The sequence below is a fragment of the Kitasatospora sp. NBC_01246 genome, assembly GCF_036226505.1.
Lineage (GTDB): Bacteria > Actinomycetota > Actinomycetes > Streptomycetales > Streptomycetaceae > Kitasatospora.
This window is the reverse complement of record NZ_CP108484.1, coordinates 5624376-5637780: the sequence shown is the minus strand read 5'-3', so window position 1 is coordinate 5637780 and position 13405 is coordinate 5624376. Positions and strand designations below refer to the sequence as shown.

The window sequence follows — 13405 nt, the reverse complement described above, 5'->3', positions numbered from 1 at the left end:
GGCAGCTGCCGGGCATGAGCGACCCCGCGGAGACCGGCTCAGCCGGTGCCCCCACCCCTGCTGACACTCTGTTGCGCTCCAGGGTATTCCGGGGTCCACCCGGCGGGCAGACTTTCGGACAACCGGGAGCGCGCCACCGCGTTCCGGTGCCGCACAGTGACACAATGCCCGCTTTCACCGCGCGGCACCCGGTGACGGCGCATCAGGACGATAACAAGACGGACTCGGTGGCTCCGAGTTCGGGTCACCCCTCGGCGGGGGGCTCCTCGGCGGCCCCGGCGACGGCTTCCGGTTCGGGCAGGCCCAGGTGCCTGCGAGCCGCGTCCGGCCCCTGCTCCAGCAGCACCGTGAAGCCCTCGTCGTCCAGGACCGGCAGCCCGAGCTGAACGGCCTTGTCGAACTTGGAACCGGGATTGTCACCGGCGACCACGAAATCGGTCTTCTTCGACACCGATCCGGTCACCTTCGCTCCGCGCGAGGTCAGCGCCTCCTTGGCGCCGTCCCGGGTGTGCCCGGCCAGCGTGCCGGTGACCACCACCGTCAGCCCCTCCAGCGGACGCTCGCCCTGCTCCTCGCCGGCCTCCTCGGTGAAGCGGACCCCGGCCTCGCGCCACTTCTCCAGGATCTCCCGGTGCCACTCCTCCTGGTACCACTCGGCGATCGAGCGCGCCGTACCGGGACCGACCCCCTCGGTGGCGGCCAGCTCCTCCTGGCTGGCCGCGAAGATCCGGTCGAGGTCACGGAACTCCCTGGCCAGCGCCTGCGCGGCGACCGGGCCGACGTGCCGGATCGACAGGCCGTTGAGGAAGCGCCAGAGGGGGCGCTCCCTGGCCAGGTCGATGTTGTCGAGCATCAGGCCGGTGTTCTTCTTGGCCGCGCCCGTGGTGGTCGCGAAGAAGAAGACCTCCTTCTCCTCGCCGGTCTCGTCGTCGAGCTTCGGCAGGCCGGTCTTCGGGTCGCGGACCAGCACCCTGATCGGCAGCAGCTGCTCGGCGGTGAGGCGGAAGATGTCGCCCTCGTCCCGGACCGGCGCCTCGGCCGGCTCCAGCGGCTGGGTCAGCGCCGTCGCCGCGACGTAGCCCAGCCCCTCGATGTCCAGCGCGGACCGGCCGCCCAGGAAGGCGATCCGCTCGCGGATCTGGGCCGGGCAGAACTGCGCGTTGGGGCACCGCAGGTCGATGTCGCCCTCCGCCATCGGGCGCAGCTCCGCGCCGCACTCGTGGCAGTGCGAGGGCATCACGAACTCCTGCTCGGTGCCGTCCCGCAGGTCGTACACCGGGCCGAGGATCTCGGGGATGACGTCACCGGCCTTGCGGAGCACCACGGTGTCGCCCAGCATGACGTCCTTGGCCTTGACGATCTGCTGGTTGTGCAGCGTCGCGTACTGCACCATCGAGCCGGCCACCTTCACCGGCTCCGCCAGCACCGCGTACGGGGTGGCCCGGCCGGTGCGGCCGATGCCGACCTTGATCGCGGCGAGCTTGCCGGTGACCTCCTCCGGCGGGTACTTCCAGGCGATCGCCCAGCGCGGGGACTTCGAGGTCGCGCCGAGCCGGCCCTGGAGGGCGATCTCGTCCACCTTGACCACGACGCCGTCGATCTCGTGCTCGACCGAGTGCCGCTGCGCGCCGAAGTGCTCGATGAAGGCGCGGACCTCGGCCAGCGTGCCGACCACCTTGTTGTGCCGGGCCGTGGGCAGGCCCCAGTCGTGCAGCAGCCGGTAGGCGTGCGACTGGTTGTCGATGTCGAAGCCGACCCGGGCGCCGATGCCGTGCACCACCATGTGCAGCGGGCGGGACGCGGTGATGTGCGGGTCCTTCTGGCGCAGCGAACCGGCGGCCGCGTTGCGCGGGTTCATGAACAGCCGGATCATCGCCCGGGGCCGCTTGCCCTCCTTGGCGCGCTCCTCGTTCTCCTGCCGGCGGCGCTCGTTCTCCTCGGCGAAGGAGGCGTTGAGCGCCTCGAAGGCGTCGGTGGGGAAGTAGACCTCGCCGCGGATCTCCACCAGCGCGGGGACGTCGTCGCCCTTGAGCCGGTGCGGGATCTCCTTGATGGTGCGGACGTTGGCGGTGATGTCCTCGCCGACCCGGCCGTCGCCGCGGGTCGCGGCCTGCACCAACTGGCCGTTCTCGTAGGTGAGGTTGACGGCCAGGCCGTCCACCTTGAGCTCGCAGAGGTAGTGGTACTCGATGCCGGCCAGCTCGGTGGCGACCCGCTCGGCCCAGGCGGCCAGCTCGTCGTCGTCCATCGCGTTGTCCAGGCTGAGCAGCCGCTCGCGGTGCTCGACGGCCGCGAACTGCTCGGTGACGGCGCCGCCGACCTTCTGGGTCGGCGAGTCGGGGGTGCGCAGGGCCGGGTGCCCGGCCTCCAGCGCCTCCAGCTCGCGCATCAGCGCGTCGAACTCGGCATCGGTGACGACCGGCGCGTCCTGCTCGTAGTAGCGGGCGCGGTGGTCCTCGATCTCGGCCGCCAGCTCGGCGTGCCGCCCGCGGACCTCCGCCGGGATCTCCTCCCAGCCCTCGACAGCCACCACCGCAAGCCCTCCTACGTTCTCATTCCGGGTTGTCCACCAGGCTCTGGGCCGCCCTCACACTGAGTGACAGCGCCTTACGCGCGTGGGCCGGAGAGGCCCCGGCCAGCCCGCAGGTGGGCGTCACCAGCACACGGCGGCCCAGCAGCTCCGGGGCGAACCCGAGCCTGCGCCACAACGTCCTGACACCCTGGACACTACCGGCCGGGTCGGACAGTGCCGTTGATTGAGCGGGGGCTCCGTCGGTGGGCGGCACCACGCCGGCGAGGATCACGGTGCCCGCCTCGATCGCCTCGCCGAGCTGCTCGTCCTCACGTTCCGTCAACAGCGAGAAGTCCAGGGAGACTCCGGCCACACCGGCCCGGCGCAGCAGCGGGATCGGGACGTCCGGGGCGCAGCAGTGCACCACCACCGGTACGTCGACGCTGCGGATCACCTCGCGCAGCGCCTCCTCGGCGACCTGGCGGTCCACCGAGCGCAGCCGCTGGAAGCCGCTGGCGGTCCTCACCCCGCCGGTCAGCACCGCGGGCAGCGAGGGCTCGTCGAGCTGGAGCACCACCGCCGCGCCGGGGATCCGGCGGCGGACCTCGTCGAGGTGGCGGCGCAGCCCCTCGGTGAGCGAACCGGCGATGTCCCGGCGGGCACCGGGGTCGGCGAGTGCCTTCTCGCCGTGCTTCAGCTCGATCGAGGCGGCCAGCGTCCACGGGCCGACGGCCTGCACCTTGAGCGCGCCCTGGTAGCCCTGGGTGAACTCCTCCAGGGCGTCCAGGTCCTCGCCCAGCCAGGCACGGGCCCGCCGGGTGTCGCGGCCGGGGCGGTCGGTGAAGCGCCAGCCGCTGGGCTCGGTCTGCGCGAACAGCTCGACCAGCAGGCCGGCGCTGCGCCCGATCATGTCGGCGCCCGGCCCGCGGGCGGGCAGCTCGGGCAGGAACGGCAGCTGCTCCAGCGCCCCGGTGGCCGTCCTGGCGGCCTCCCGCGCGTCGGTGCCGGGCAGCGATCCGACGCCGGTGGCGGCGCCGCGCAGGTCGGGGAAAGAGTGTCCGTTGCTCACCCGCCCGAGCCTAGTGCGCCCGGCGTGGGAAGTCGGACCGGCCGACCTCCCACGCCCGGGCTCGGGCCGGCGAACCCACGTCCCCGGGGCTCACTTCCCGGCCTCACTTCCCAGGGCTCACTTCCCCGGGCTCACTTCCCGGGGCGGACGGTGATCTCGGTGATCTCCGCGTCGCGGGAGGCGTCGAGCGCGGCCAGGACCGCCTTCGCCACCGACTCGGGCGCGATGAAGCGGTCGGCGTCGTACTCCCGGCCCTCCTGCTGGTGCACCTTGACCTGCATCGCGGTCGCGGTGCGGCCCGGGTAGACCGAGGTGACCCGGACGCCGGCGGCGTGCTCCTCGTGGCGCAGCGAGTCCGCGAGCGCCTTCAGGCCGTGCTTGCTCGCCGCGTACGCCGACCAGTCGGCGTGCGCGGTGAGCCCCGCGCCGGAGTTCACGAACACCACGTGGCCCTTGACCAGCCGCAGCGAGGGCAGCATCAGCCGGGTCAGCTCGGCGGGCGCGACCAGGTTCACGTTCAGGGTGTCCTGCCAGGCTTTGACCGGCAGTTCACCGACCTGGCCCAGCTCGACGACGCCCGCCACATGCAGCAGCGAGTCGAGTTCCGCCGGCAGCGCCTGGTGGCCGAAGGCCCAGGAGAGCTTGGCCGGCGTACCGAGGTCGCCGACCAGGGTCTGCGCCCCGGGGAAGCGCTCGCGCAGCTCCGCGGCCCGGCGGGCGTCGCGGGCCAGCAGCCAGAGGTCGTCCCCGCGTTCGGCGAGGCGCTCGGCGAGGACGGCGCCGATGCCGGAGCCCGCGCCCGTGATCAGATGTGCAGCCATGGTCCCGATCCTCTCAGGCCTTGAGCTGCTCGAAGACCTGGGCGGGGGTGTCGGCGAAGGTGATCAGCTCGCCGAGCGGCCGCGGCAGGAAGCCCTCCGTGTCCATCCGCTCCAGCTGGGTGCGCAGTCCCGCGTAGAAGCCCTCGGTGTCCAGGACGATCACCGGCTTGTCGTGCAGCGCGTGCTTCTTGAGCTCCAGCACCTCGGTCACCTCGTCCAGCGTGCCGAGGCCGCCGACCAGCACGACGACGGCGTCCGCGCGCATCAGCAGCTGTGCCTTGCGCTCGGCGAGGTCCAGGGTCATCACCAGCTCGTCGGCGCCCTCGTAGCCCTTGTGCCGGAGCAGTTCGACCAGCACCCCGACCAGCTTGCCGCCGGCCGCCTTCACCCCGTCGGCCAGCAGCCCCATCAACCCGGCGTTGGAGCCGCCCCACACCAGGGTGTGCCCGCCCTCCCCGAGCAGACGGGCGAATTCGGCGGCAGGTACGGAGTACCGCTCGTCGAGCGAGTACGCGGAGCAGAAGACAGTGATGTTCATAATGCTGACTGGTCTATCACGCCCCGCCGACGCGCACGGTCAGTCCTTGTACGGGACGAGCTCGGACAGGCCCAGCGTGAAGCCGAAGGGCTCCGGGATGCCGATCTCGTCACCGAACTTCCGGTCACTGCGCGTGTGGTACCGGTCGTGGTCCGGCTCGGAGAACAGCGTCACCGTCTGCTGCCGCGGGTCCACGATCAGGTACAGCGGGATGCGCATCACGGCGTAGTCGTGCAGCTTGTCCATCCAGTCGTTGCCCGGGTTGGAGGGCGAGACGATCTCCACGGCGATCAGGGCCTCCCCGGCGGGGGCCTTGTTGCCCGGCTGGGAGAGAACCTCCTCGGGCAGGTAGGTCAGGTCCGGCTCGCGCCCCTTGGAGACGTCCGGGCTGACGATCTCGCTCCGCTCACTGGGGAGGTAGCCGTCGGGGGCGTGCCGCTCGAACTGCCTGCGCACCCGCGCGACGTTGAGCTGGTGGATGTTCGAGGGTGACGCCTGCATGATCAGCGTGTCCCCGGACCATTCGATCCGAACGCCCTCGGGAGCGATCCGCTCCAGCTCCTCGACGAAGTCGCGGTGCTGCTCGTAGAAGGTCATGCCGTCCTCTCCGCAAGGCGCCACGGGCATCGCCGGCCGCTCCCCGGAGCCCGGGTCGTCGAATCACCGGCGGGCCGCACCACCCGTGCGGCTCCGTCCACTATGACGCACCCCGGGGACCCGCGGCCGACGCTCCCACCGGGAACGGAAAGACGCCGGGCTCACCGGGGGCCGGTGGGGCGTCACGATCGAACCGTTCGGCGAGGTCGTCGACGCCGACGTCTCGCCGTGAGCCCACCTCCCGAAGGCGTGGCCCCGCGACGGCCTCCGAGCCACCGCGCCGGAGTCACTACGTCGCTGGAGCGCCTACGCCGTGTCCGCGAGCGCCCTGGTGCACCTCGTCACAGCCGCGCTCGTGCCGGTCTTCCGTGGGTGCCGCTGATACAGCGGCACCCACGGCACGCCCCGACCGGGAGGACCCGTTTCAGGCCGTGACCGGGCGGCGGTGGGTGGTGGCGATGGTGGCGGAGCCGACGACGCGGGTGGTGTCGTAGAGGACGACGGCCTGGCCGGGGGCGATGCCGCGGGCGGGGGTGTCCAGGGTGACGTGGAGTTCGCCGTCGACCATGGCGGCCGTGACCGGGACCTCCTCGCCGTGGGCGCGGAGCTGGGCGGTGTAGCGGCCGTCGGCCGCGGCCTCGGCCCCGCACCAGCGCGGGCGGATCGCGGTCAGGGCCGTCACGTCCAGGCCCTCGACGGGGCCGACGGTGACGGTGTTGTTCACCGGGGAGATGTCGAGCACGTAGCGGGGCTTGCCGTCGGCGGCCGGGCGGCCGATCCGCAGGCCCTTGCGCTGGCCGATGGTGAAGCCGTAGGCGCCGTCGTGCTCGCCGAGCTTGGTGCCGTCCGCGTCGACGATGTCGCCGGGGGCCCGGCCGAGGTGCTTGGCCAGGAAGCCCTGGGTGTCGCCGTCCGCGATGAAGCAGATGTCGTGGCTGTCCGGCTTCTTCGCGACGGCCAGGCCGCGGCGCTCGGCCTCCTCGCGGATGACGTCCTTGGTGGTGTCGCCCAGCGGGAAGAGCGAGTGGGCGAGCTGGTCGGCGTCGAGCACGCCCAGCACGTAGGACTGGTCCTTGGCGGCGTCGACGGCGCGGTGCAGCTCGCGGCGGCCGTCCGGGAGGTCGACGATCCGGGCGTAGTGGCCGGTGCAGACCGCGTCGAAGCCGAGCGCGATCGCCTTGTCCAGCAGCGCGGCGAACTTGATCTTCTCGTTGCAGCGCAGGCAGGGGTTGGGGGTGCGGCCGGCCGCGTACTCGGCGACGAAGTCGTCGATGACGTCCTCGCGGAACCGCTCGGCGAGGTCCCAGACGTAGAACGGGATGCCGATCACGTCGGCCGCCCGGCGGGCGTCGCGGGAGTCCTCGATGGTGCAGCAGCCGCGGGCGCCGGTGCGGAAGGACTGCGGGTTGGCGGAGAGCGCCAGGTGCACGCCGGTCACCTCGTGCCCCGCTTCGGCCGCGCGGGCGGCGGCGACGGCGGAGTCCACCCCGCCGGACATCGCCGCGAGCACACGCAGGCGGCCAGTGGACGGGGCGGTCGGGGCACCGGGGAAGTCAGTCATGATGCCCACAAGAGTACGTGGTCGCGGCGGAGTCCCGGCCGGGTTTACCGGGCGCGCGCGGCCGCCGCCAGCCCCGCGTTGCGGGCCCGCTGGACGACCGGGGCGATGGCTCCGGCGAGCGCGGTGACGTCCTCCCGGGTGGAGGTGTGGCCGAGCGAGAACCGCAGTGAGGCGCGGGCCAGCAGCGGGTCCACGCCCATCGCCAGCAGGACGTGGCTGGGCTGCGGCACCCCCGCCGAGCAGGCCGAGCCGGTCGAGCACTCGATGCCCTGGGCGTCGAGCAGCATCAGCAGCGCGTCGCCCTCGCAGCCGGGGAAGGAGAAGTGCGCGTTGGCGGGCAGCCGCCCCTGCGTCGTCGGGTCGCCGTTGAGGACCGCGTCCGGGACGCCGGCCAGGACCGAGGCGACCAGTTCGTCGCGCAGCGCGCCGAGCACCGCCGCGTGCTCGTCCCGCCGCTCGACGGCGAGCGCGGCGGCGGCCGCGAAGCCCGCGGTGGCCGGCGCGTCCAGCGTGCCGGAGCGGACGTCCCGCTCCTGGCCGCCGCCGTGCAGCAGCGGGACGGGCGTGGCCCCGCGCGACAGCAGCAGGGCGCCGACGCCGTACGGACCGCCGACCTTGTGGCCGGTGACGGTGAGTGCGGTCAGCCCGGACTCCGCGAAGGAGACCGGCACCTGACCGAGCGCCTGGACCGCGTCGGCGTGCATCGGAATGCCGAACTCGGCGGCGACCGCGGCGAGTTCGGTGACCGGTTGGATGGTGCCGACCTCGTTGTTGGCCCACATCACGGTGACCAGCGCGACGGAGGCCGGGTCCCGCTCGATCGCCTCGCGCAACGCCGCCGGGTGGACCCGGCCGTAGCCGTCCACCGGAAGGTAGTCGACCCGGGCGCCCTCGTGCTCGGAGAGCCAGTGCACCGCGTCCAGCACCGCGTGGTGCTCGACCGGGCTGCACAGCACCCGGGTCCGGGCCGGGTCGGCCCCCCGCCGGGCCCAGTACAGGCCCTTGACGGCCAGGTTGTCGGACTCGGTGCCGCCGCCGGTGAGGACGATCTCGCTGGGGCGGGCGCCGAGCGACTCCGCCAGCGACTCGCGGGACTCCTCGACCACGCGGCGGGCCCGGCGGCCGGACGCGTGCAGGGAGGAGGCGTTGCCGACGACCCCCAGGTGCGCGGTCATCGCGGCGATCGCCTCGGGCAGCATCGGCGTGGTCGCCGCATGGTCCAGGTATGGCATAACCATCCGATTGTAGAGGGCCACCGCGCGCCGCTCGGGCCACCCGGCGGATCCGGCCGCCGCGCAGCGCGCGCAAACGCCCCGATCCGGCCAACCGTCCGCCACCCGCCCGCCATCCGGCCGCCGCTCCCCCGCCACCCGCGGCGCCGGGCACCGGCCCGGCCGCCGGCGGCCAAGCCGGGACGGCCGGGGGCTCGTTGGTCTCCCGCCGGGCCGAACGGTTAGCCTGTCGGGCACCGCAAATCGGCCGGACCGGATCAGGACTGGGGGCGCCATGTCGCAGTCGGTCGACCGCGCCCTCACCCTCCTCGGGTCCCTCGGCGACGGGCCGGTCACCCTCGACCAGGCCGCCACCAGCATCGGAGTGCACAAGTCCACGGCCCTGCGGCTGCTGCGCACGCTGGAGGAGCACGGCTTCGTCCACCGCCAGTCCGACCGGCGCTACCGGCTCGGCGGTCGCGTCCTCTCGCTCGCCCACCGGGCGCTGGAGGAGATCGACGTCCGCCAGATCGCCGCGCCCTACCTGGCCGCCCTCCACCGGCGCTGCGGACTGACCGTCCAGCTGGCCGTGCTCCAGGACGGCGAGGTCCTCTACCTGGACGAGCTGGCCGGCCGCTGGCCGGGGAGCGACACCGCCCGGCCGACCCGGATCGGGCGGCGCGCCCCGGCGGCCGGCACCGCGATCGGCCGGGTCCTGCTGGCCGGTCTGCCCGACGACGGGGCCGGCGAGGACGAGCTGCCTCCCGAGCTGGCCGCCGTCCGCCGCCAGGGCTGGGCGGCCGAGTCGGCCGAGCACCGGGAGGCGGTGGCCTGCGTGGCGGCCCCGGTGGCCGGCAGCGCCGGGCGGCCGGTCGCCGCCTGCGCGGTCAGCGCCCCGACCGACCGGGTCCCGCCGGCCGAACTGGTCCGGCTGCTCCCCGAGCTGCTCTGCACCGCCGAGGCGATCTCGCTGGCGTACGGGGGCTCGCCTACTCCTCGCTGGTGCGAGAACCGTTGCGGTGCCAGGCCCGCGGTGCGCGCCAGCCGTACTTGAGGGCGAGCATCCGCAGACCGAAGGCGGTCAGCGCGGCCGCCGTCCCGGTGAGCGCGGTGAGCCGGTCGAGGCCGATCAGGATCACCACGAGGGCCGAGCCGACCAGGGCCGGGACGGCGTAGATCTCGCGGTCCCAGCGCAGCAGCGAGGGGATCTCCCCCGCGAGCATGTCGCGCATCACGCCGCCGCCGGCCGCCGTCACCATGCCGAGCGCCATCGCGGCCACCGCGCCGAGGCCGTAGTCGTGCGCCTTGGCCGTACCGGTGACGCAGAACAGCCCGAGGCCGAGCGCGTCCAGGGTCTGCACCGCGCGGTTGATCCGCTCGACCTCCGGGTGCAGGAAGAAGACCACCAGGCCGGCCGCCAGCGGCGTGCTGAAGTAGCCGAGGTTGGAGAAGGCCGCCACCGGGGTGGCCCCGATGACGAGGTCGCGCATGACCCCGCCCCCCAGCGCGGTCACCTCCGCCAGCACACAGATCCCGAAGATGTCCATGTTCTTGCGCACGGCCAGCAGCCCTCCGGAGAGGGCGAAGACGAAGATGCCGACCAGGTCCAGGCTCTGCTGCACGTCGGAAGGGAAGATCTGCGATGTCACCGGACAACTATGGACCCCCCGGGCACCGCGCCCGGCCGACCGTCACGGCCACGCCATCGGCCGTCACAGCACGTGACGGCCGATGGCGCGCAGAGGGGATGCGGCCGCGAGCCGGCGACCGCACCCCGGACCGTCACGCGGTGGCGAGCACCTTCTCGCCGCCGGCCGGACTGTTCTCCGGACCCCGCTAGTCGTTCCCCTCGCTCCGCTCGGGGAAGTGACACGCCACCTGGTGCCCGGTCTTCAGCGCCGCCAGCGGCGGCTCCTGGACCGCGCAGACCTCCTGCGCCTTCCAGCAGCGGGTGCGGAACCGGCAGCCGGACGGCGGGTTGATCGGCGAGGGCACGTCGCCCTTGAGCAGGATCCGCTCGCGGCGCTGCCGACGGCGCGGGTCCGGCACCGGCACCGCGGACATCAGCGCGGTGGTGTACGGGTGCATCGGGGACGCGTAGAGCGAGTCCCGGTCGGCGATCTCGACGATCTTGCCGAGGTACATCACCGCGACCCGGTCGGAGACGTGCCGGACCACCGAGAGGTCGTGCGCGATGATCAGGTAGGTCAGGCCCAGCTCGCGCTGGAGGTCGTCCAGCAGGTTGACCACCTGCGCCTGGATGGAGACGTCGAGGGCGGAGACGGGCTCGTCCGCGATGACCATCTTGGGCCGCAGGGCGAGCGCCCGGGCGATGCCGATGCGCTGGCGCTGGCCGCCGGAGAACTCGTGCGGGTAGCGGTTGTAGTGCTCGGGGCTGAGCCCGCACAGCTCCAGCAGCTCCTGGACGGCCTTCTTGACGCCGCCCTCGGTCTGTACCTTCTGCAGCCGGAACGGCGCGCCGACGATGGTGCCGACGGTGTGCCGGGGGTTCAGCGAGGAGTACGGGTCCTGGAAGATCATCTGGATGTCGCGCCGGAGCGGCCGCATCGCACCGGTGCCCAGGTGGGTGATGTCGGTGCCCTCGAACTCGATCTTCCCGCCGGTGGGCTCGTCGAGACGGGTGACCAGCCGGCCCATCGTCGACTTGCCGCAGCCGGACTCGCCGACGACGCCCAGGGTCTCCCCCGCGTTGACGGTGAAGTCGATGCCGTCGACGGCCCGGACCGCCCCGGCGTTGCGGCGCAGCAGGCCGCCCTTGATCGGGAAGTGCCGGGTCAGGCCGGTCACCCGGAGCAGCGGCTCGCGGTCGGGGGCGGGCGCGGGCGCGGGCACCTTCTTCATGGGCTCGGGGGCCGCCGCCTGAGTGTCCGTCATCGGTTCTCTCCAGAATGGTGGTACGAAACCGGGCTCACAGCCGGGGCGCGATCTCTTCGGTGAAGATGCGGCGCCGGTCGGCGGCGGCGAGGTGGCAGGCCGCGTGGTGCCCGGGCGCTGCCTCGGTCAGGGCGGGGACCTCGTCGGCCGAGCGCCCGCCGGTCAGCCCGGCGTACGGGCAGCGCGGGTGGAAGGCGCAGCCGGACGGCACGTTGATCAGGCTGGGCGGGGTGCCCTTCACCGGGACGAGCCGCTCCTGGAGCTCACGGTCGAGACGCGGCATCGAGCCCAGCAGGCCCCAGGTGTAGGGGTGCTGGGGCGCGTCGAAGAGGGTCTCGGCGGGGCCGCGCTCGACGCACTTGCCGCCGTACATGACCAGGATGTCGTCGGCGAGTTCGGCGACCACCCCGAGGTCGTGGGTGATGACGATGACGGCCGAGCCGAACTCCTCCTGGAGGTCCCGGATGAGGTCCAGGATCTGCGCCTGGACGGTGACGTCCAGCGCGGTGGTGGGCTCGTCGGCGATCAGCAGCGACGGGTCGTTGACCAGGGCCATCGCGATCATGGCGCGCTGGCGCATGCCGCCGGAGAACTGGTGCGGGTAGTCGTCCACCCGGCGGTCGGGCTGCGGGATGCCGACCCGGTCGAGCATCTCGACCGCGCGGGCCCGGGCCTGCTTCTTGGTCGCCTGCGGGTGGTGCACCCGGTAGGCCTCGATGATCTGCGCCCCGACGGTGTAGTAGGGGTGCATCGCGGTCAGCGGGTCCTGGAAGATCATCGCCATCTCGCGGCCGCGCAGCTGGCGGACCCGCTCGGGGCCGGCCGCGACCAGCTCCTCGCCGTCCAGGTGGATCTCGCCGCTGATCCGGGCCCGCTTGGAGCGGTGCAGGCCCATGATGCCGAGCGAGGTGACCGACTTGCCGGAGCCGGACTCGCCGACGATCCCGAGGGTCTTCCCCTTGTGCAGGTCGAAGCTGACCCCGTCCACCGAGCGGACCAGGCCGTCGTCGGTGTCGAAGTGGATCCGCAGGTCCCGGACCGAGAGGAACGGGTCCCCGGTCGCGGCGGCCACCGGCGCCGGGGTCTTCTGGAGCTCGGTCACGACAGCCTCACCCGGGGGTCGACAGCGGCGTACAGGAGGTCAACCACGAGGTTGCAGAGGACGATGAAGAAGGCGGCGAGCAGCGTGACGCCGAGGATCTTCGGCAGGTCGTTGTCGGAGATCGCCGAGACGGCGAAGGCGCCGACGCCCTGGAGCGAGAAGACCTGTTCGGTGATCAGCGCACCGCCGAGCAGCAGACCGAGGTCCATGCCGAAGATGGTGACGACCGGGGTGAGCGCGGAGCGCAGCCCGTGCTTCACGACCACCTTGCGCTCGGCCAGGCCCTTGGCCCGGGCGGTGCGGATGTAGTCCTCGCTCATCGTCTCCAGCATGCCGGCGCGGGTGAGCCGGGCGTAGAGCGCGGAGTAGAGGAAGGCCAGCGAGATCCACGGGAGGATCAGGTTGCGGGCCCACATCAGCGGGTCGTCGGTGAAGTTGACGTACTGGAGGTTGTCGAGGATCGGCCACTCGTAGCTGAAGAGCGTGAGCAGCAGCGCACCGGTGAAGAAGACCGGCAGCGAGACACCGGCCAGCGCGACGCCCATGGAGAGCCGGTCGAAGATCGACTTCGGCTTGAGCGCGGAGATGACACCGGTGGTGACGCCGGAGACCAGCCAGAGCACGGCGGCGCCGATGGCCAGCGACAGCGTGATCGGGATGCGCTTGGTCAGCTCGGGCCAGACCTCCAGGTGGTTCTTGAAGGAGTAGCCGAAGCAGGGCACGTGGCAGGTGGCGGCGTCCGGGCCGAACTTGTACTCGGCCCCGGTGACGAGCGCCTTCAGGAAGCGCCCGTACTGGACGTAGATCGGCTGGTCGAAGCCGAGGTTCTTCTTGACCGCCGCGACCGCCTCGGGGGACGGGTTCTTCCCGATGTACTGCGTGGCCAGCTGGTCGGTCGTCTCACCGGCCAGGCGCGGCAGCAGGAAGAAGATCGCGAAGGTGACCGCGCTGACCACCAGCAGCAGCACCACGGCCGCGAGCGTCCTGCGGAGGATGTAGGCAAACACAGTTGGTCGGCTCCGGCGGCCCGCCGCCGTCCGGGATCTTCCGGACGGCGGCGGGCGCCGCTGCCTTCACCTGCCTTCAGGGATACGGAGCC

Annotated in this window: 12 protein-coding genes; 1 reads left to right on the top strand and 11 read right to left on the bottom strand. The window is 72.6% G+C overall.

Translation table 11 applies throughout. The features are described from left to right. Positions 1-244: 244 nt before the first annotated feature. The 7 genes from ligA to OG618_RS24515 form a co-directional block, all read right to left on the bottom strand. On the bottom strand, positions 245-2530 hold the full coding sequence (gene ligA, locus OG618_RS24545; RefSeq protein WP_442906953.1) for an NAD-dependent DNA ligase LigA: 2286 nt from the start codon (positions 2528-2530) through the stop codon (positions 245-247). Between the two features lie 22 nt (positions 2531-2552). Continuing rightward, complete coding sequence (locus OG618_RS24540) at positions 2553-3581, bottom strand: methionine synthase (RefSeq protein ID WP_329489705.1); 1029 nt, start codon at positions 3579-3581, stop codon at positions 2553-2555. 131 nt (positions 3582-3712) lie between these two features. Beyond that, entirely contained in the window at positions 3713-4402 is a 690-nt protein-coding gene (locus OG618_RS24535) for an SDR family oxidoreductase (RefSeq protein ID WP_329489704.1), read from the bottom strand. 13 nt (positions 4403-4415) lie between these two features. Next, positions 4416-4940 (bottom strand): TIGR00730 family Rossman fold protein, encoded by a 525-nt coding sequence (locus OG618_RS24530; protein ID WP_329489703.1) that lies wholly within the window; start codon positions 4938-4940, stop codon positions 4416-4418. Between the two features lie 39 nt (positions 4941-4979). After that, a complete protein-coding gene (locus tag OG618_RS24525; protein ID WP_329489702.1) occupies positions 4980-5537 on the bottom strand; it encodes a Uma2 family endonuclease in 558 nt (185 codons plus the stop codon). Positions 5538-5961: 424 nt separating this feature from the next. Continuing rightward, positions 5962-7098, bottom strand: a complete 1137-nt coding sequence (mnmA, locus tag OG618_RS24520; RefSeq protein ID WP_329489701.1) for a tRNA 2-thiouridine(34) synthase MnmA — start codon at positions 7096-7098, stop codon at positions 5962-5964. Between the two features lie 44 nt (positions 7099-7142). Then, complete coding sequence (locus tag OG618_RS24515) at positions 7143-8330, bottom strand: cysteine desulfurase family protein (protein WP_329489700.1); 1188 nt, start codon at positions 8328-8330, stop codon at positions 7143-7145. 274 nt (positions 8331-8604) lie between these two features. On the opposite strand from OG618_RS24515, the gene OG618_RS24510 reads away from it, so the two are divergent. Continuing rightward, positions 8605-9363 (top strand): IclR family transcriptional regulator, encoded by a 759-nt coding sequence (locus OG618_RS24510; protein WP_329489699.1) that lies wholly within the window; start codon positions 8605-8607, stop codon positions 9361-9363. Here OG618_RS24510 and OG618_RS24505 read toward each other — a convergent pair. From OG618_RS24505 to OG618_RS24490, 4 genes are all read right to left on the bottom strand, one after another. Then, positions 9299-9958, bottom strand: a complete 660-nt coding sequence (locus tag OG618_RS24505) for a trimeric intracellular cation channel family protein (RefSeq protein ID WP_329489698.1) — start codon at positions 9956-9958, stop codon at positions 9299-9301. The genes OG618_RS24510 and OG618_RS24505 overlap by 65 nt on opposite strands. 187 nt (positions 9959-10145) lie before the next feature. Next, positions 10146-11204 carry an ABC transporter ATP-binding protein gene (locus OG618_RS24500; protein ID WP_442906857.1) on the bottom strand — a complete coding sequence of 353 codons (1059 nt, stop codon included), beginning with the start codon at positions 11202-11204 and terminating at the stop codon, positions 10146-10148. Between the two features lie 34 nt (positions 11205-11238). Beyond that, positions 11239-12306 carry an ABC transporter ATP-binding protein gene (locus tag OG618_RS24495; RefSeq protein WP_329489697.1) on the bottom strand — a complete coding sequence of 356 codons (1068 nt, stop codon included), beginning with the start codon at positions 12304-12306 and terminating at the stop codon, positions 11239-11241. Beyond that, positions 12303-13313, bottom strand: a complete 1011-nt coding sequence (locus OG618_RS24490) for an ABC transporter permease (RefSeq protein ID WP_329489696.1) — start codon at positions 13311-13313, stop codon at positions 12303-12305. The genes OG618_RS24495 and OG618_RS24490 overlap by 4 nt, the downstream gene beginning before the upstream one ends. Positions 13314-13405 lie beyond the last annotated feature (92 nt).